This is a genomic window from Camelimonas fluminis (genome assembly GCF_014656355.1).
Lineage (GTDB): Bacteria > Pseudomonadota > Alphaproteobacteria > Rhizobiales > Beijerinckiaceae > Camelimonas > Camelimonas fluminis.
This window is the reverse complement of record NZ_BNCG01000007.1, coordinates 86078-104747: the sequence shown is the minus strand read 5'-3', so window position 1 is coordinate 104747 and position 18670 is coordinate 86078. Positions and strand designations below refer to the sequence as shown.

The 18670-nt window shown below is 65.4% G+C and carries 18 protein-coding genes and 1 pseudogene; 7 read left to right on the top strand and 12 right to left on the bottom strand.

Annotation, left to right across the window (positions count from 1 at the left end; genetic code table 11):
• Positions 1-53: 53 nt before the first annotated feature.
• Together IE243_RS10410 and IE243_RS10405 are read left to right on the top strand one after the other, a co-directional pair.
• The gene (locus IE243_RS10410) at positions 54-1595 is read left to right on the top strand and encodes a long-chain-fatty-acid--CoA ligase (protein WP_191319300.1); all 1542 of its coding nucleotides are present in this window, start codon (positions 54-56) and stop codon (positions 1593-1595) included.
• A gap of 149 nt (positions 1596-1744) precedes the next feature.
• Complete coding sequence (locus tag IE243_RS10405; RefSeq protein WP_191319299.1) at positions 1745-3268, top strand: class I adenylate-forming enzyme family protein; 1524 nt, start codon at positions 1745-1747, stop codon at positions 3266-3268.
• A gap of 57 nt (positions 3269-3325) precedes the next feature.
• Here the strand turns inward: IE243_RS10405 and IE243_RS10400 are convergent, their stop codons facing one another.
• The 3 genes from IE243_RS10400 to IE243_RS10390 all read right to left on the bottom strand — a co-directional run bounded on the left by IE243_RS10400 (position 3326) and on the right by IE243_RS10390 (position 6467).
• Positions 3326-4099: an enoyl-CoA hydratase/isomerase family protein gene (locus IE243_RS10400; RefSeq protein ID WP_191319298.1), complete on the bottom strand. Its 774-nt coding sequence runs from the start codon at positions 4097-4099 to the stop codon at positions 3326-3328.
• Positions 4100-4128: 29 nt separating this feature from the next.
• Positions 4129-4893: a TetR/AcrR family transcriptional regulator gene (locus tag IE243_RS10395; RefSeq protein WP_191319297.1), complete on the bottom strand. Its 765-nt coding sequence runs from the start codon at positions 4891-4893 to the stop codon at positions 4129-4131.
• A 293-nt stretch (positions 4894-5186) separates the two neighbouring features.
• A complete protein-coding gene (locus IE243_RS10390) occupies positions 5187-6467 on the bottom strand; it encodes an ABC transporter substrate-binding protein (protein WP_191319295.1) in 1281 nt (426 codons plus the stop codon).
• Positions 6468-6539: 72 nt separating this feature from the next.
• Between IE243_RS10390 and IE243_RS10385 the strand changes: the two genes are divergently transcribed.
• The 5 genes from IE243_RS10385 to IE243_RS10365 all read left to right on the top strand — a co-directional run bounded on the left by IE243_RS10385 (position 6540) and on the right by IE243_RS10365 (position 11260).
• Positions 6540-6770 carry a hypothetical protein gene (locus IE243_RS10385; RefSeq protein WP_191319294.1) on the top strand — a complete coding sequence of 77 codons (231 nt, stop codon included), beginning with the start codon at positions 6540-6542 and terminating at the stop codon, positions 6768-6770.
• A 278-nt stretch (positions 6771-7048) separates the two neighbouring features.
• Positions 7049-7840, top strand: coding sequence for an enoyl-CoA hydratase/isomerase family protein (locus IE243_RS10380; protein WP_191319292.1), 792 nt, complete (start codon positions 7049-7051; stop codon positions 7838-7840).
• Between the two features lie 149 nt (positions 7841-7989).
• The gene (locus IE243_RS10375; protein WP_191319291.1) at positions 7990-8775 is read left to right on the top strand and encodes an SDR family NAD(P)-dependent oxidoreductase; all 786 of its coding nucleotides are present in this window, start codon (positions 7990-7992) and stop codon (positions 8773-8775) included.
• A gap of 10 nt (positions 8776-8785) precedes the next feature.
• Positions 8786-9919: an acyl-CoA dehydrogenase family protein gene (locus IE243_RS10370; RefSeq protein WP_191319290.1), complete on the top strand. Its 1134-nt coding sequence runs from the start codon at positions 8786-8788 to the stop codon at positions 9917-9919.
• Positions 9920-10036: 117 nt separating this feature from the next.
• Positions 10037-11260, top strand: coding sequence for an ABC transporter substrate-binding protein (locus IE243_RS10365; RefSeq protein ID WP_191319289.1), 1224 nt, complete (start codon positions 10037-10039; stop codon positions 11258-11260).
• A 155-nt stretch (positions 11261-11415) separates the two neighbouring features.
• On the opposite strand, the gene IE243_RS10360 is transcribed toward IE243_RS10365, so the two are convergent.
• The 9 genes and pseudogenes from IE243_RS10360 to IE243_RS23460 form a co-directional block, all read right to left on the bottom strand.
• On the bottom strand, positions 11416-11877 hold the full coding sequence (locus IE243_RS10360; protein WP_191319288.1) for an RES family NAD+ phosphorylase: 462 nt from the start codon (positions 11875-11877) through the stop codon (positions 11416-11418).
• Between the two features lie 28 nt (positions 11878-11905).
• Positions 11906-12340, bottom strand: a complete 435-nt coding sequence (locus IE243_RS10355; protein ID WP_191319287.1) for an Xre family toxin-antitoxin system antitoxin — start codon at positions 12338-12340, stop codon at positions 11906-11908.
• A gap of 170 nt (positions 12341-12510) precedes the next feature.
• Positions 12511-13464, bottom strand: a complete 954-nt coding sequence (locus IE243_RS10350; RefSeq protein ID WP_244643054.1) for a YiiG family protein — start codon at positions 13462-13464, stop codon at positions 12511-12513.
• A gap of 257 nt (positions 13465-13721) precedes the next feature.
• A complete protein-coding gene (locus IE243_RS10345) occupies positions 13722-14423 on the bottom strand; it encodes a DUF3592 domain-containing protein (RefSeq protein WP_191319286.1) in 702 nt (233 codons plus the stop codon).
• 157 nt (positions 14424-14580) lie between these two features.
• A complete protein-coding gene (locus IE243_RS10340) occupies positions 14581-14787 on the bottom strand; it encodes a hypothetical protein (RefSeq protein WP_191319285.1) in 207 nt (68 codons plus the stop codon).
• A gap of 270 nt (positions 14788-15057) precedes the next feature.
• Positions 15058-15759 (bottom strand): DUF3053 family protein, encoded by a 702-nt coding sequence (locus IE243_RS10335; protein WP_191319284.1) that lies wholly within the window; start codon positions 15757-15759, stop codon positions 15058-15060.
• Between the two features lie 597 nt (positions 15760-16356).
• Entirely contained in the window at positions 16357-17331 is a 975-nt protein-coding gene (locus IE243_RS10330) for an enoyl-CoA hydratase-related protein (protein WP_191319283.1), read from the bottom strand.
• Between the two features lie 136 nt (positions 17332-17467).
• Positions 17468-18457: an NAD(P)H-dependent flavin oxidoreductase gene (locus IE243_RS10325; protein WP_191319282.1), complete on the bottom strand. Its 990-nt coding sequence runs from the start codon at positions 18455-18457 to the stop codon at positions 17468-17470.
• An 11-nt stretch (positions 18458-18468) separates the two neighbouring features.
• Positions 18469-18670: pseudogene (locus IE243_RS23460) on the bottom strand (3-hydroxy-2-methylbutyryl-CoA dehydrogenase); the annotation flags it as partial.

Below are 18670 nucleotides of genomic sequence, written 5' to 3'. Positions count from 1 at the left end.
CCGAACAAGCGCAACAAGCGCGGGGCCAATGTCTTGCCAAAGGGAGGATCACGATGAACACGACGCTTGGGCTGCGGAAGTTTCTTGACGACAATCCCCAGGGCATCGCCACCATTTTCGGCGACCGCCAGCGCACCTGGGCCGAAATTGGCGACCGGGTGCAACGCTTCGCCGGGGCCCTGCACGGGCTGGGCGTGAAGCACGACGATCGCGTCGCGGTGATGTCCCAGAACAATGACAAATATTTCGAGATCTACCTCGCGGTGGCGTGGGCCGGCGCCGTCGTCGTGCCGCTCAATGTGCGCTGGAGCCAGGCGGAGAACGAGGACGCCCTGCGCGACTGTCGCGCCAGCCTGCTGCTCGCCGACGACGCCTTCGCCGTCATGGCGCAGTCGCTGTCCGCGGCGATTGGCAATCTGCCGCTGGTTTACATGGGCGAGCAGTCCGCGCCGGAAGGCTTTGCCGATTATGAGCAACTGATCGCCAACGCGACGCCGGTGGACGACGCCATGCGTCAGGGGGCCGATCTCGCCGGCATTTTCTATACCGGCGGCACCACCGGCCGCTCCAAGGGCGTGATGCTCAGCCATCACAATCTGATGCTCAACGCCGTCAATTCGCTCAGCGCCAACCTGATGGGGCAGGGCTCGCGTTACATTCATGTGGCGCCGATGTTCCATCTCGGCAATGGCGGCGTCATGTACGCCAACATGCTGCTGGGCGGCTCCAATGTGATGCTGCCGGTGTTCACGCCGGGCGCCGTCGCCGCCGCCATCGACAGGCACCGGGTGACGCACATGATGCTGGTGCCCACCATGATCCAGATGCTGGTGGATTCGCCTGACATCGACGGCTACGACCTCTCGTCGCTTGAGCAGATCATCTATGGCGCCTCGCCGATCAGCGAGGCGTTGCTCGACCGGGCCATGCAGCGTCTGCCCGGCGTCAGGTTCGTGCAGGCCTATGGCATGACGGAGCTGTCGCCGATGGCCACGCTGCTGCGGCCGGAGGATCACCTCGGCGAGAACCGGGCGAAAGGCCGCCATCGCAGCGCCGGCCGCACCGTGGCGACCTGCGAACTGCGCATCGTCGACGAGAACAATAACCCCCTGCCGCGCGGCGAAGTCGGCGAGATCATCGTGCGCGGCGATACGGTGATGATGGGCTATTGGGAGCGGCCGGTCGAGACTGCCGCAGCCATCGTTGACGGCTGGATGCACACCGGCGACGGCGGTTACATGGATGCGGATGGCTACGTCTACGTCGTCGACCGCATCAAGGACATGATCATCTCTGGCGGTGAGAACGTTTACTCTGTCGAGGTTGAAAACGTGCTTGCCCAGCATCCCGCCGTCGCCCAGTGCGCCGTCATCGGCATTCCCAGCGAACGCTGGGGCGAACAGGTGCATGCGGTGGTCGTGTTGCGGCCGGGCGCGGAAGCGTCGCCGGAGGACCTCATGGCTTTCTGCCGCGATCGCATCGCCGGGTACAAATGTCCGCGTAGCGTCGATCTTTCGGCCGAACCGCTGCCACTGTCGGGGGCCGGCAAGATCCTCAAGCGGACCCTGCGCCAGCGTTATCTCGACGCCGCCTGAGGCGGATCAGACAAAGTCCAGGTCCTTTCGCCATGGCGCATGAGGGCGCCGCGGCGTGAAAACCAGATGACGCCCTCCGTCGGCCCGGAACGTCTGGCCGGCGGACGGGCGGACCATCTGGCGCAATAAACAGCAACAGGGGGATTCATATGCAGCGCGCACTTGGCCGCATGCTTGTCGGCTCATATCTCGAAACGGCGGCGATCCGCTTCCCGGATGCGTTGGCGATTGTCTGCGCCGATACGGGACGTCGCTTTACCTTCGCCCAGATGGAGGAGCGCGCCAACCGGCTCGCCAACGCCATCGAGGGCCTCGGCTTCCGCAAGGGCGACGTGCTGGCCTTCCTGGTCAGCAATCGCGCCGAGATCGTCGAGATCTACTTCGCCCTGGCGCGCACCGGCGTCATCGGCATTCCGCTGAACTATCGCCTGGCGGCGCCGGAGATCAAAAGCCTGGCCGAGTCCATGGGCGCCAAAGGCATCATCTATGAGGATCGTTTCGCGGCGCTGGCGGCTCCGACGGCCGCCATCCTGCCGACGGTCATCCGGATCGGCGCGGGCCATGGCGCCGGCGAGCATGACTACCAGGCGTTGACGGCCGCCGCGTCCACCGGGCGGCTTGACCGGGATATCCGGGAAGAAGACCCGTACTACTTCAACCTGACGTCTGGAACCACCGGCCTGCCGAAGTCCTATGTGTTGACCCAGTTCAACAACAGCGCCATCGGGCCGATGTTCAATGCCTTCGACATGACGCGCCATGATGTGGCGATGACTGTGTTTCCGGCGTTCGGCCGGGTCGGTCTGGCGTGGATTCTGGGCTCCATCATGTATGGCGTGCCCAACGTTCTGACCAATTTCGCGCCGGACCGGGTGCTTGAGTTGATGGACAGCGAAGGCGTCACCATTCTGAACCTGGTGCCGACGATGGCCGCCATGCTGATTCAGGCGCGGGCGGCTGACCGGCCGCGACCCCGCTCCCTGCGCGCTATCGTTTTCGCTGGCGCCAGCCTGCCGCAGCCCGTGCGCGAGCAGACCCAGGCGCATCTGTGCGAGGATCTCTACGAGTATTACGGCATGCAGGAGACCGGAGCCCTGGTCGTCAGCACGCCCGAAGATCGCAAGCGCAACCCGACCTCCCAGGGCAAGCAGACGCTGTTCTCGGAACTGCGCATCGTCGACGACAGCGGCGCGCCGTTACCCGCCGGCAGCCATGGCGAGATCATTGGCCGCTCGCCCAACGCGGTGACCGCCTATTTCGGCAATCCGGAGAAAACGGCTGAAACCTTCCGCAATGGCTGGGTGCATACCGGCGATATCGGCTTCATCGACGCTGAGGGCTTTCTCACCATCAGCGGCCGCAAGAAGGAGATGATCGTCACCGGCGGCCAGAACGTCCATTCGGCCGAGGTTGAGGAAATTCTGCTGGCTCACCCGCGGGTGGCGGACGCCGCCGTGTTCGCCCTGCCGGATCCGATGTGGGGGGAAAAGGTCGCGGCCCTGATCGTGCCGGAGGCGGGCGGCGAGGCCAGCGACGCCGAACTTGAGGCCTGGTGCCGTGAGCGGCTGGCCGGGTTCAAGATTCCGCGCGCCATCTTCCGCCAGGCGGAGCCGCTGCCGCGCACCCCAACCGGCAAGGTGCAGAAGTTCCTGCTGGTCGAACGGTTCGCCTGAGCCGGTTGGCGGAGGGACGGCGCGCCGCCCCTCCGCCAGAGCATTTCCCAAGGACGATCAGAATCCCCTGAACGCCGGCGCGCGACGCTCGCGGAATGCGGCGACGCCTTCCACGAAATCCTGGGTGGTGAAGGCGATCGCCTGCGCCTGGGCCTCATGGGCGAGAAATGAGTCGAGCGAACCTTCCTGGCCTGCGCGCATCATGGTCTTGGCGAGACTGAGCGCCCGGGTCGGGCCCGCGGCCAGCTGGCGCGCCGTGTTCAGGGCTTCTTCCTGCAGCGCATCCGCCGCGATGACGCGCGAGACCATGCCGATCTGCTGCGCCTCTTCCGCCCGCACCACCCGGTTGGTCAGCAGGATGTCGCTGGCGCGCTGGTAACCGACGGCGCGGGGCAGGGTGCGGGCAAGGCCAAGATCCGGCGCCGCGCCGATGCCGACGAAGGCGCAGCGAAACACCGCCTCCGGGCTGGCGAGCACCACGTCGCCCATCATGGCCAATGCGAAGCCGGCGCCGACCGCGGCGCCGTTCACCGCCATCACGATGGGCTTCTGCGCCGCCAGCAGCAGCCGCACCCACAGATGAAACTCCTCCATGCGGGCCAGCATCTCTGCCGCTGGCCGCACGCCCATGCCGGAAATATCGCCGCCGGCGCAGAACGCCCGGCCCGAACCGGTGACCAGCAGGCAGCGCAGATCCGGATTGGTGGTGAATGCCCGGGCCGCCTCGGCCAGGCCGCCGGAAATGCCGGCGCTGAGGGCGTTCATCGTCTCCGGCTCATTGAGTTGCAGGCGCAGCACGCCGTCGATCTGCTCGCTGATAACCGCTGTCATGCTGTTTCTCTCCCTTGCTTTATTGATCTTCAGGCCTTCCTCCGGCTGCGCGCGTCGCGTGGCGCGACAGGCGGCGCCTTTTCCGGCGCCGACGCCGGTTGCGGCTCCGCGCCGCGCAGGCCATGGGCCACGAATTTCGCGTAGGTCTTCACCGCCTGCTGAATGCTCTCCGCGGCGTTGTCGCTGCGCGCCACATGCTGCGAATAAACATAGTCGCGGGCTGACATCAGCAGGAACGCCAGCGTGTCCAGTTCGCTCTCATCGTAGCCGGGCATCTCGCCAGCGTCATGGGAGCGCTTCAACGCCTTGCGGTAGCGGATGAGAATATTGTTGATGTGGCGGTGGTGCCCCTCGGGCGCCGCCACCTGCGCCTCGTGCAGCAGGCGGAAAAACCACGGATGCTTCTGGACGTACTCGAAGAAGCCAAGGAAGCCCCGGTATTCCATATCGACGAAGTCGGGCGCGCCGCGCACACGGTCCTGCACGAAGCCCAGCACCTCCTCGCCTTTCATGGGCAGCAGCACGTCAAACAGGTCCTGGCGGCTGTCGAAATAGGCGTAGAACGTGCCGTGTCCGAGGCCGGCGCGCTCCATGATGCGGGCGATGGACGCGTTGGCGTAGCCATATTCGCCGATGATTTCGGCCGCAGCCTGGCAAATGGCCGCGCGGGTGCGTTCCGATTTTTCCTGACGGCTGAGGCGTGGCTTGCGGGTCTTGCGCGTCTGCGCCGGGGCAGCGTCGCCAGCGGCGCGATCGGCTTCAGAACCAGCCAGCCGGATTTTTGAGCGCGCCATAAAGCGTGGTCCGTTCCCTGTGCTGCGGAGGCGAAGCGGACGCCGGTCTGACGCCGTTCGCAATGGAGCATGCCGCCGGAAACGGCTGTCCGTGATGAAACTGGCGGCGTCGGCCTTCAGGACCGGATGTCAGCCGTCGCTTCCGCAGCCTGTCCTCTAACGTAAAAACCCGGGGCGGGTCAAAATTCCCGAACGGGCCGCAAGGCGGCCGGGACGTTCCTTCCGGAGGACCTGTCCCGACTTTGCCTGGCCAGGTTTCCCGACCCGGTTTGTCCTGACCCGCGCCGGCCGGATTACGGCTTGATCAGCGGACAGGCATGCTCGGAAAGCGGGCGGAACGCCTGCTCGCCGGGGATTTCGCCGGTGATCTCGTAGTAATCCCATGGTCCCTTTGAGGCGGCTGGCGTCTTCATGCGGGCCAGATAGACCTTGCGCAGCAGGCGGCCGTCCTCGCGCAGACGGGCGTTGTCCATGTAGAAGTCCTTGACCGGGTTTTTGCGCATCTCGGCCATGACCGCCGCCGGATCGGTGGAGCCGGTTGCCTGCACAGCCTTCAGGTAATGGGTGACGGCGCTGTAGGTGCCAGCGTGGGCTTCGTGCGGCATGCCCTTGTTGCGGGCCATGAAGCGCTCGGAGAACTTGCGCGCCTCCGGGTTCATGTCCCAGTACCAGACCGACGAAAACTGGATTCCCTGGGCCATGGCCGGGCCGAGGCCATGGGCGTCGGTCAGCAGGAAGGCGAGGGCGACCAACTGCTGGCGGCCATCGGCGCCAAGTCCGAATTCCTTCGCCTGTTTCACGGAGTTGGTCAGGTCGCTGACCGCGTTCAGGAACGCCACGGCGTCAGCGCCGGAATTCTGCGCCTGCAGCAGGATCGACGAATAATCCTGAAGGCCTGGCGGATGCCGCACGGCGCCGACAATGGAGCCGCCGCCCGCTTCCACGACCTTGGTGACGTCGCGCTGCATGGCGTGGCCGAAGGCCCAGTCCTGGACGATCAGGAACCACTTCTTCTTGCCTTCAGCGACCAGGCGCCTGGGCAGGGAGTTGGACCACATGTAGCTGTCCTGGCTCCACTGCGCCGTATTGGGCGAGCAGGCCTTGCCGGTGAGGTCAGAGCTGGAAGCGCCCACGTTGATGGCCACCTTCTTGTGGCTCTCGACCAGTTCCTTCACAGCGAGCGCCACGGCGGAGGCGCCGATGTCAACGATCATGCTGACATTGTCCTGCTCAAACCAGCGCCGCGCCACGCCGGCGCCAATGTCCGGCTTGCTCTGGTGATCGGCGAACACCAGCTCGATCGGCTTGCCGAACATCTTGCCGCCGAAATCCTCGATGGCCATGCGGGCGCCGTCCACTGAACCGGCCCCGAGGCCCGACGACAGCACGCCGGACATGTCGGTGAGCACGCCGATTTTTAGCGGCGGCATGTCCGCCGGCTTGCCGTTCGCCTGTTTGCTGTCCTGCGCCATGGCTGGCGCGGCCGCCAGGGCGGCGCCAGCGATCGTCGCCAGCGCCAGACGGCGCAAGACGCCCCCGGTCCGGATGCGCTGTAATCTCTGCCGGATCTGCATGTTCTTTCTCCCCCCTGTGCTTTTTCCTGCGCCACTGGCGTCGGGAAAACGCGGATTCTGTTCTGAAGCAGCATGTTCGCGCACGGCGTTCGCCGCCGCCTGGACATGCGACGCAACCAGATGACCGGACGTTGTTTCGACGGCAAGCCACGTCCGCTGCGCGCCGCCGCCGGATTGGCGGACGTCTTCTTTTTGTTGGTCCCGGGACGGAATCAGTTTCCGCAGCCCGGTGGCCGACCAGATCCTGCCCGTGTGGCGGATTTTTTCAATGTCCCGATGGACATGTCAATTAAAATCGACTAGCGAATCGAAAATCGAAATTTAACTTGGCAGCCCGCAGCCGCGGCGCCAGGTTCAGGTAGCGCGCGTTGAGACGGGCGTTGGGGCAGGCCCCCGCCATCCAGCAAATGAGCCTGGCGGCGGCCAGGGCATTTCCAAGAACAGCGCGCCCCGGTTTTTGTGAAGAACATGCGCCGGCCAGAGCGACAGGGCTGATCCGGTGAACCAGCTTCCCCGGCGGCGCTCCAGGCCGCCACAGGCAAAATCAGCCGCCGCAGGCGGAATCAAGGGCAGGAAACACGATGAAGCAGCAGGACTACCAAGCCATCACCTTCAGCCGGCGCGGCCGGGTGCTCACCCTGACCATGAACCGGCCCGACAGCCTGAACGCCGTCAACGCCGTGCTGCACGAGGAGCTGTCGCGGGTGTTCACCGACGCGGCGAAGGATCCGGATTCGGACGTGATCGTGCTCACGGGCGCCGGGCGGGCCTTCTGCGCCGGCGGCGACGTCGACTGGATGCAGGACGCCATCGACGATCCGGACAGTTTTGAAACAACCGTCGCCGAGGCAAAGGCCATCGTGTTCTCGCTGATCGATTGCGAGAAGCCGACGATTGCCCGCATCAATGGCCCGGCCGTCGGCCTTGGCGCGACGATCGCCCTGTTTTGCGACGTCAGTTTCGCGGCTGAGAAGGCGATCATCGCCGATCCGCACGTTTCCATCGGCATGGTGGCTGGCGACGGCGGCGCGGTGATCTGGCCGCAGCTCATTGGCTTTGCCCGCGCCAAGGAGTTTCTGCTCACCGGCGATCCCATCGCCGCGCCGCGCGCCGCCGAGATCGGCCTGATCAATCACGCCGTGCCGGCGGAAGACCTCGACGCCGCTGTCGACGCTTTCGCCGACCGGCTGGCTGGCGGCGCCATGAAAGCGATCCGCTGGAGCAAGGTGACCACCAACATCGCCCTGCGCCAGCTCGCTGTCGCGATGATGGACCCGGGCCTCGCCTATGAGGCGCTGACCAATGTCAGCGCTGATCACCAGCGGCTGGTGACGGAATTCCGTGAGAAATCCGCCGCGCGTAAAAAGAAATGAAGCCACAGCCCGGCAGGTTTGTCTGACCGGGCTCTGGATCGCGATCGTGGAATGCTTGCAGGTCCGGAATTGCAGGGGCGCGGCGCCCGGTAATCCGTGCGCCGGCGGCTTCACAACCTGAGTGTGGGAAACGTCCAGGGAAAACAACAATGTCTGAATTGATGGATTTCAGCGGCAAGACCGCGCTCGTCACCGGCGGCGCCGGGGGCATCGGCATGGCGATCTGCCGGACGCTGGCCGGGCTCGGCGGCGACGTGGTGCTGGCCGATCGCGACGGCGGCCGGCTTGAAGCGGCTTTGGCGGAGTTGAAAGCGCAATTTCCGCAGCGCGCCTTTTACGCCGTGACCGGCGACATCGGCGAGAAATCCGGCCCGGACGCCATGGTTGAGGCTGCGCTGGCGAAAGCTGGCGAGATCGACGTGCTGGTCAACAACGCCGGCGTCGGCGAACCGATCGTCCGCACCATCGATCAGGACATCGACGCCTGGCAGCAGGTGATGGACATCAACCTGCGCGGCACCTTCCTGACGTCGCGGGCCTTCGGCCGTCACGTGCTCGGCCGGCGCGGCCGGGGCGCCATCGTCAACATCGCCTCCATCGCCGGCATGATGGGCATTCCCGGCTCGAACGCCTATGCGGTGTCGAAGGCGGCGGTGGTGCATCTCACCCGTTGCCTGGCCAGCGAATGGGCCGGGCGCGGCGTGCGGGTCAACGCCATTTCCCCCGGATACATCGAAACCTCGCTGGCTTTCGGCATGTTCGATGAAGTCGGCATCGAACGCACGCAGCTGGAGCGGAAATTGCCCATGCGCCGCATGGGGCACCCGGAGGAAATCGCCAGCGCCGTTGCTTTTCTGGCCTCCGGCGCGGCTTCTTATGTGAATGGCGTCATCCTGCCCGTCGACGGCGGCTGGATGGGCTTCGGCGGTCCCTGAGGAGACAGCGATGACCACCCAATCGCACCTGACGGCGGAGCACGACGCGCTGCGCCAGTCCGTCGCCCGTTTCATCGCCCGCGAGATCGCCCCCCACTACAGCCAGTGGGAGCGCGACGGCGCCATGCCGCGCGAGCTCTGGCGCAAGATGGGCGACGCCGGCTTTCTCGGTTGCTGCCTGCCGGAAGCTTATGGCGGCTCTGGCGCCGGCATTCACCACGCCCTGGTGATTATCGAGGAGTTCGCCCGCGCCTTCATCGCCTTGCCGGGATTCTACACCCACGCGGAAATCATCGCGCCCTACATCGTCCATTACGGTACGGAAGAGCAGAAGCAGCGCTGGCTGCCCGGCTGCGCCAGCGGCGACGTGGTGCTGTCCATCGCCATGACCGAGCCGGGCGCCGGCAGTGATCTGAAGGGCACGCGCACCATCGCCCGGCCGGACGGCGACGACTTCCTCATCAGCGGCCAGAAAACTTTCATCACCAACGGTCTGCACGCCGATCTCATCATCGTGCTGGCCGGGATCGAGGGCGATCCGCCGGGCAAGAAGACCCTGTTCCTGGTGGAGGCGGGCCGCCCCGGCTTCAGCCGCGGCCGCGTGCTGGAGAAGCTGGGCCAGAAAGCCCAGGACACGGCGGAGCTGTTCTTCGACAATGTCCGCGTCCCGGCGGGCAATATCCTTGGCGTCCGCGGCGAGGGCCTGCACTATCTGATGGCGCAACTGGGTCGCGAGCGGCTGATGGTCGGCATGACCGCCGTGGCGGGGGCCGAGGCGGCGTTCCGCGAGACCCTGGCCTACACGAACCAGCGCCAGGCCTTCGGCCAGTCAATCAGCCAGTTTCAGCACCTGCGCTTCAAGCTGGCCGAGATGAAAACCGAGGTGACGGTGGCGCGGGCGTTCCTTGAGCAATGCGTGTCGCGCTTCCTCGATGGCGTCCTGCCGCCTGAGCACGCCGCCATGTGCAAGTACTGGCTCACGGACGTCGAGGCGAAGGTCCTCGACCAGTGCGTGCAGATGCACGGCGGTTATGGTTTCATGCGGGAGTATCCGGTGGCGCGGGCTTATGCGGATTCACGCGGCCAGCGCATCTACGCCGGAACCAATGAAGTGATGAAGGAAATCATCGCGCGCACGCTCTGAACGCCGCAGGCGGGCGCTCGTCCGCCTCGCCCGGGCAGAAGCAATCCAGAACACGGGAGCGGAAGCCCGCCCAACGACGGGCCCGCTCGCAAGACGGACATACGGGGGGAAACATCCATGAAAAACCCAGCAGGCGCTTTCAGCAAAAAACTGGCCCGCGCGGGTCTGGCCGCCAGCCTCATGCTCGCCATGGCGGCGGGGGCCGGCGCCGCCGAAACCCACGGCGTGACCGACACCGAGATCAAGCTCGGCAACACCGCGCCCTATAGCGGCCCGGCTTCGGCATATGGCACCATCGCCAGGGCGGCGATCGCCTATTTCGACATGGTCAACGCGCGCGGCGGCGTCCACGGGCGCAAGGTGCGCATCATCAGCCTGGACGACGCCTTCACGCCGCCGAAGGCCATCGAGCAGACCCGCAAGCTGGTGGAGGGCGAAGACGTTCTCGCCATCTTCCTGCCGATCGGCACGCCCACCTCGTCGGCCACGCAGGCCTGGCTGAACGGCAAGAAGGTGCCGCAGGTTTTCGTGTCGTCCGGCGCTTCGCGCTGGAACCAGCCGAAAAAATTCCCGTGGACCTTCGCCTGGAACGTCGATTATCCGACGGAAGGGAAAATCTACGCCAAATACATCCTTGAGAACATCAAGGACCCGAAGATTGGCGTGCTGTATCAGAACGATGACTACGGCAAGGATATCCTGCAAGGCCTGCGCGAAGGGCTCGGCGACAAGAAAACCGCCATTGTCGAAGCCATCGCCTACGAGCTCTCCGACGCCACGGTGGATTCGCAGATTTCGCGTCTGCGCAGCGCCGGCGCCAACGTGTTCATCAGCGCCACCACGCCGAAGTTCGCCGCCCAGTCGATCCGCGCCGTCGACGCGCTGGGCTGGAAGCCGGTGTTCATTCTGCCGAGCGTCTCCAATTCGGTCGATCCGGTGCTGACGGGCGCCGGGCTGGACAAGTCCGTCGGCATCATCTCGACGTCCTATGTCAAGCAGCCGACCGATCCGCAGTGGAAGGACAGCCCTGACTACAAGGCCTGGGTCGCCTTCATGGACAAATACTACCCGTCCGGCGCCAAGAACGACTGGCTGAACCCCTACGCGTACGGCATGGCCTACGCCATGGAACAGGCGCTGCTGCGCGCTGGTCCCAAGCCGACCCGTGAAAATCTGGTCGCTGCGCTGGAAGGCATCCGCAACATGGAGATCCCCATGCTGCTCCCCGGCGTCACCGCCACCATCACGCCGGATGATCACGGGCCGCTGAAGGCCATGCAGATGATGCGCTTCAATGGCAAGTCGTGGGAAGCGATCGGCGGGCTGGTCTCGGCGCGATAAGCCGGGACGGAGCGTCAGCGGCGGGTTCCCTGGTGCGCCTTCGCTGTGCGCCGGGGTTAATCCCCCGCGACAACACTGGCCGTAGTGGCGCCGGAGACGCCGCAAGGCGTCTCCGGGCATACGCCGTGGCAGGGTCGTCGCGTGACATGGCCGTTTTAAAAAAGCCGCACGTCGAGAACGAATGAATCCACCGCGCGAATGGCAATGCGCGCCGCGTCCGGGTGTCGGTGGTTGATGAGCATGTTCATGTCGGGGGCGTCCGCGAGCGGCACAATGGCGGACGGAACGCACAGTAGCGGCGTCGTCATGCCCTGGCTCCACTGGTCGCCGCGTCGTTGGGTCCAGCTTTCCTGGCGGCGCCAAGCCTTGGGCAGATCGGCGGTCGTCAGGGTTTCGACAGCCAGATCGTCGGGTACGTCATAGCGCACCATGGCCAGGGCCGGCAGCAGGTCCGGGTCCTCCACGTGCACGAGTTTCTCCAGAACGCAAAGCGACGGCGAGGTGGCGCAATAGGTCACCGGATGGCCAGCCGTGTTCCAGCGGCCGTCATACAACTGTCCATAACCACCATCGAACGCGCGAGCATGGATCTCTCCTGACAGGCGCCAGAGAATCATCGCTCCACCATCATGGGATCGCCGGGCCTCAAGCCGCCGCGCCCCAGGCTATCTTGGCCAGCACGGTTTCGATCACGCGCGCCCCGGCTTCCGTCTGGGCCACGTCCAGCGGCGCTTCGCCGTCGAGCGCCGCCAGCGGACGACGCAGCCAGCGGCTGGCCTTGTCGCGGTCGCCGAAAGTGTCTTCGGCCAGGGTCTGGATGCGCAGCAGGCGCACGGCCCGATCGGATTCGTCCACGGTCAGCGGTTGCTGGCGGTCAGCGCGGTGGCGGCGCGTGCGCTGCGGAATGACGAAACGCTCGATCTCCTGCTCGGAGATGCCGGCCTGGGCAAGACCGCGCAAGGCCAGCAACGGCAGCCGGCCGCGCACCGCAAGCGCAAGGTCGGCCTGGGAGCGCACCTGGCGCCCCAGAACCGGCTGTCCGCCGAGTTTGCGGACGACTTCTTCAATGACTGCTGACATGCCAACCTCCGCCGCTCCGCGCCGGATAACCCGCCGGGGCGCCTGCTCCGGCAACCTGCCTGTAATTTACGGGCAAATTGCCGAATTTCAAGATGGCGGCAGGAAGGTGCGGCCGGAAGCAGCAATATCCGCGCCGGCCAGCCTGCATCCGTTACCGGACCAACGCCGGGTTATTTGGCGAATTTGGTGGCGTCGCGCGAGGTCGACACCATCATGTTGTAGTCGCGGACCAGCCAGTCGAGATCGCGGCCTGCGCCTTTGCGGGCGTCGCCCTTCGATTTCTGCAATGCGTCGCGGAACGTGCGCAGCTTGCCGAGAAAGTCGCGCGGGCGGGATTCGAAAACGAAGAATGAGCCGGGATTGGCCGCCGAATAGGCGTCCATTTCCTTCACCGCCGCCGCGTAAGCCAGCACCGCCGCCTCAAACGCCGGCATGTCGACCACTGGCCTGTTCTGCGACGGGAACAGGTCGACCGCCTGGCGGGCGCGCAGCATCACGTTGGCCACCTGCCAGCGGGCCTTCTTGCCTTCGGTCTGTTCGATCAGCGCCAGTTCCGCTGCGTCAGCCCTGGCCTTCTCCACGGCGAGCAGGGCGTCGACGCGGGCGCGCTCCTTGCGGAAGGCGGCCATGGCGGGAGCGAGGCGGGCGTGCAACTCCTTGCCGCCGGCCATCTTGTCGTCGGTGTAATCCTTGCGGGAGTAATAGCCGTCCGCCTCGGTCACAAGCGGCGCCAGGGTCTCATACGCCTTGATGTAATCGGGAATGGCGGCGTCCAGCGCCGGCATGGGCGGCGGCATGGCGATGGCCGCCCTGGCCTTGTCGATCTCGCCGCGCACGTCATACAGCGAATACAGGCCGTAGACGATGCGCTCCTTGCCGGTAGGGCCAGTGTTCATGTTCACCCAGCTTTCGTAGCGGGCGATTGAATCGGTGGCGCGCATGGTCCGGTTGAGCAGGGCGACATAGGGGTTGAGCTTGGCGATGAGCGCCCGGGTGGCCTCAGCGTCTACCGGCGCAGCGGGCGCCGCCGCGGGGGCAGGAGCCGCTGGTGCGGGCGCCTGCGCCAGCGCGGCGGAAGCGCATCCGAGGAAGAGGCCAAGCGTTACAGCGCGCAATCGGTTCACAGTCAGCTCCGTCGATCAATCCAGATCCGGCCGGCGCCAGCCGTTGCGACCATAAGGGTTGCGCAAGGCTCACGACTCAACCGGGCGTCGACACTTACCATGTAAAGACCGCATGACTGCTCACATCACCGCCAGCAGCAGCACCGCGGCCGTTGCGTGGAATGTCGCCGCGCCTGGTCATGCTGTGATGATCACGCATCCGCAGCCGGGCAGATGGCGGACAGCTTTGCGAAATAACGGATCGCCCGCAGGCGGCGTCATGCGGCGTCCGCGTCGACAAAAGCCGACAGGTCGATGAGATGGCGTTCTGGCCTCATGGGATCGACCAGCACGCGAACCTTGCGTCCGCGCAGCCGTCCCGACAGATCAACCCAGACGGGCTCGCTCTCGAAGCGACGCAGTTTTCCGGTCAGCGGATCAGCCGCCTGGGCGACGACCCGAAACGGGTTGGCGCCGTTGACCGAAATCCGCGTGTCCTGAAAAACCTCAAGGAAATCAGCTTCGACCGGTTGGCCGCGTCGCAACAGATCGGCGTTGCGGCGGCTCCGCGCCCCCGAGACGGCAAGCAGGATCACGGCAAGGATGAGAAATGGCGCCGCCACGCCCGCCACAATGGTCAGGGCGCCAAAACGGCCCCAGAAATCGGCGACAACCGCGCTTGTGGGGTTTTGCGGATCATAAAGCACCGGGACCTTGGCGCCCGCCGCAAAGCGCGGCGGGTTGGTGCGCATGCTTTCGGTGAACTGCTGTTCCCGGCCATCCCGGTCAGTAAAGCGGACAGCGGCGGCCCAGGTCGTGTCGTCGCTGGATCTGGAAGCCGTGAGCCGCTCCACAACTCCGTCCGCGTGGATCGCGGCGGCCGAGAACTGGTCCGCCCGATAATACAACACACCGGCTATGGTGAGCAGCGTCAATGCAACGGCCGCGAAAATCCAGCCGACCACCCTGAACATACGCATCCGGTCTCCTGGCTTTGGGAGCCCCAATGTGGGGATGCTCTCTCCGTTCGACGCACATCACGCCTGACCGTCGCGCGCGACATGGAAAGCGCGGCGTCGCTGACGCCCGCGTATTTTGCACAGGAACGCTTCCGGGCCGCGCCCTCGCCACCCGACGTTAGCCCGCGCGGTCCTGGCGGCGCTGCTCTTCCTGTTGTTGCAACAGATCATCCAGCAGCTTCTGCTGGGTGGCGATGCGCTGGGCGGCCAGTTCTTCATCCGCCGCGCCCGAGAAGGCCGCGGCCTGTTCCGTCAGCGCCGCAAGGTTGCGGCGGGCCAGCGCGATGCGCTCCTGAAGCTCAGCCGCGGATAAAGTGCCTGGCATGATGCATCTCCCGTTCCGGCTGGCGCGGACCGTTTCGCCCGCCGCCAGGTTGCCGTTCCCTGTCAATCATATGGCTCGCAACCGTATGACCTGCAACAATATGACCTGGAGAACGGCTGGAACAAAATGGCCTGGACCGGCGGGTTCTGGTCAGGCGCCGGGCAGGGCAAAGCAGGTCTGCCAGGACATGCGTCGCACGGGTTTGCTTTGCTGGTCGCGGGCGCGTCAGCATCATCTCGGCATCGTCGCGACCTGGCGGGGCCGATCGTTTTACTGGCCTCTGCCGATCTTGTTCAGCGTTTGCACGTCGCTCGCCAGTTTTTGCGAGGCGGCGTTCAGCTTCGCCAGCAGGGCGTTGACCTCGGCGTGAGCCTTGGGGTCGCTCGCCTGGAGGGCGCCGCCGGTGAACGTCACCTTGTCCTTGTTCGCGCCGAGATAGTCGATCAGCTGGACGCCGGTGTCGATGACCGCGTTGCCGCTGCCGAACAGGTTGCGGGCGGCGGCGACCGGGGCGGTGATCATCTTGTCGAAGGCCTTGTCATAGGCCGCCTTGAGGTCGTCCGGCTGCTTCAGCGCCGCTTTGGCCTCAACGGCTTTCTTCTCCGCCGCATCCATGGCGTCGCCAGCGGATTTCAGCGCGCCGCGCGCTTCCTCCAGCGCCTTGCGGCTGGCGGGCAGATCGTCGAGTTTGCGCAGGGCGGCGTTGCTCATGACCTTGGGGATGGCGGCGAACGTCGTGTTCAGGCCTTCATGGAAGTTGCTGATGATATCGAACTGGGCCTTGTAGGTTTCGCCCAGCTTTGTTTTTTCCTCGTCGTTCAGCTTGGGCAGACGCACGCCGGCCGGCTTGATCACCCGCTGGTCGAGCAACTCGATAAACGCCTTGCGTTGCTCCGGTTCCTTGTCGCCGCACGCCGCCAGCAGCAGCGGCATCACAAGCGCAACGACGATCGATCGAAAAAGTGGACTCATCACCGCAACTTCCCCTCATCAAGGCGCGCCGGAGCTGGCGCAGCTCCGGCTGCGTCGCCAGGATCAATGTCCTGTCTAAAGCATTTTGATCCAGGTTGGGTACAGGAGGACGCGCCGCTGGCAGGAGCGGACTGGAGCGTTCCCGGGCCAGGAGGATGCCGTTCCGCGTGAAGAAAACACGTCGATTCAAGAAGATAGAACAAAAACGCGATTCAGCGTGAACGGAGCGCGCTCCTCACGTACGGCGGTGCCCCGCCTGAAAAGGAGATGCCCCTGCCGCCCCGGGAGAACGAGGAGCAAGTCGAACCCTTGGGCCCACCGGGTTTGCGACCTTGAAGGCTGTTCCGTCATGGCGCCGTTGCCGGGGGATCAAGGCGAGCGACCAACGGGGGCGCCCGCCTCGTGTTCGACGTCTCGCCCCGATTGCGCGCAGTTGAAAAGCCGCAAGCCGCCTTTCGCCAGCGTCACGCGGATGCGAACGCCGGAAGCAGGTTGCTGGAGCAATTCCCGATCTACATGGATCGGGGATCGCTCCAGTTTCCCTTGTTTTGAGCGAATTCTGATCGACCAGACGATTCCGTCTGGTCGGAAAGCGCTCTAGCCGCCGTACCGGTCCGCGGCGGGGTCGGGCGCGGATGGCGGTTCTGACGATGAATCCGCCCCGGTCTGTGGGCCATCGGCCGCCTCCCGCCAGTCCAGCGCCGCGCGCAGGCCGCCGCTACGGGCCCGTTTGGTGAATTCGTCGCCGCGCATGTGGCTGGGCCGCAGCAGCGCCAGGGCCAGGTGATCGGCGCTCGACGCCATGCCGGTCTTGAAGCCCATGATCTCGAACTGGCGGTTGATCGAGCGCTTGGTGAGCATGATGAGATCGGTCGGCGTCAGGGCGATCTGCCGGGCGATGGCCTCGGTGCGCGCCTCAAGCTGGTCCGGGGCTACGGCTTCACTCGCCCAGGCCCATTCCGCCGCCTGGGCGCCTGAAATGGGTTCGCAGGTGAACATGTAATATTTGGCGCGGGTCATGCCCATCAGCCAGGGACTGACCTGCAGATTGCCCGGCGACCAGTGCCGCCCGACAGGCCAGCCGATCTTCGCGTCGCTGGCGACAATGCGCAGGTCGCAGAACGCCGCCAGTTCCGAGCCACCGGCCAGACAGTGGCCATGAATCTGCGCGATCACCGGCTTTTGCAGGTCGAACAGCGTCGTGTACACGCGCAGATGCTCGTGGTCATAGGATTGCCACACCGGATCGCGGTCAGGATGGTGATAGCCGTGCTCGGGGGTGTTGCGTTTTGGTTCGCCAGGCGGCGTCGGGGTGATGTCATAGCCGGCGCTGAAACAGGGGCCGTCCCCCTTGATGATGATGACGCGGATGTCGTCATCCAGCTCCATTTCCTTCGCAGCCATCTCGATCTGCAGCAGGCGCTCGTAGCCGAGGGGATTCCGCTTTTCCGGCGAATTCAGGATGATGCGGCCGATATGGCCGTCTTTCTCCAGGTCGACCAGGTCAAAGACCGGGCGCTCCACATGCTCACCCCGATAGGGCGGCGACCATTTGATGAGTTTGCGAGCCATGGCGTTCCCTCACGCTGAAGTCTGGCTTGCGGGATGGCGGCATTCGCCTGTCCACTCCGCAGGTCATGTCGTGTAGCCACAAGCCTGCCCGCGCCGCAACGCGCGACGCGAACCGGAACGCTCAGGCGACGATCGTTCATGCGACGATCGTTCGGGCGGCGAGGCCGGCGAGGCGATCGTTGATGATGCCGCGCGCTTCGGCCATGATCCGCTCGATCAGCTCCTGACAGGTCGGAATGTCGTTGATCAGGCCGACGACCATGCCGCAACTCCAGGCCCCGGCGTCCATCTCCCCGTCGATGATGACGCGAGGAAACACGGCGACCACCTCGGCGGCGATGTCCTCGAATTTGACGGCGTCCCCCAGCGCGCGTTCCTTCTCGACGATGCGGTCCACCGCCGTGTTGCGCAGCACGCGCTCGGTGTTGCGCAGAGGACGCATGATGATGCGGGTGTCGGTTTCGGTGGCGTCGAGAATGGCCTGTTTGACATTGGCGTGCGCCGGCGCCTCCCGTGTCGCCAGGAAACGGGTGCCCAGGTTGACGCCTTCCGCGCCCAGCGCCAGCGCCGCCACCAGGCCCCGCCCGTCGTTGACGCCGCCGGACGCCACGAACGGAATGTCCAGCTCTTCCTGGGCCCGGGCCAGATGGATGAAATGCGGAATATCGTCATCGCCCAGGTGGCCGGCGCATTCCCAGCTGTCGAGGCTGATGGCGTCGACGCCCAGTGACTGGGCTTTCAGGGCGTGGCGGATGGTGGTGCATTTGTGAATGACCCTGACGCCCCCGGCCTTGAGCATGTCGACCCACTGGCCCGGATTGTTGCCAGCGGTTTCCACCGCCCTGACGCCGCCATCGATGATCGCCCGCACATAACCTGGATAGTCGGGCTTGTTGACGATGGGCAGGAACGTCAGGTTCACGCCGATTGGCTGGTCCGTCAGTTCGCGGGTTCTGGCGATCTCCCGCGACAGGTCGGCGGGCGTTGGCTGGGTCAGCGCCGTCAGCACGCCCAATCCGCCTGCGTTGGACACCGCCGCCGCCAGTTCGGCCTTGCCGACATGGTGCATGCCGCCCTGGATGATCGGATATCTGATGCCGAAGAGTTCGGTGATCCGGGTTTTCATGGTCGACCGGCCTATCGTGGGGCCATGCGAAGGGCGCCGTCGAGACGGACGTCTTCGCCGTTGAAGTAGCCGTTGGTGATCATGGTCAGAGCCAGCTGCGCGAATTCTTCCGGCGCGCCGAAACGTTTCGGGAACGGCACGGAGGCGGCGAGGGCGGCTTTCACGTTGTCTGGCGCGGCCTGCATCAACGGGGTGTTGAAGATGCCCGGCAAG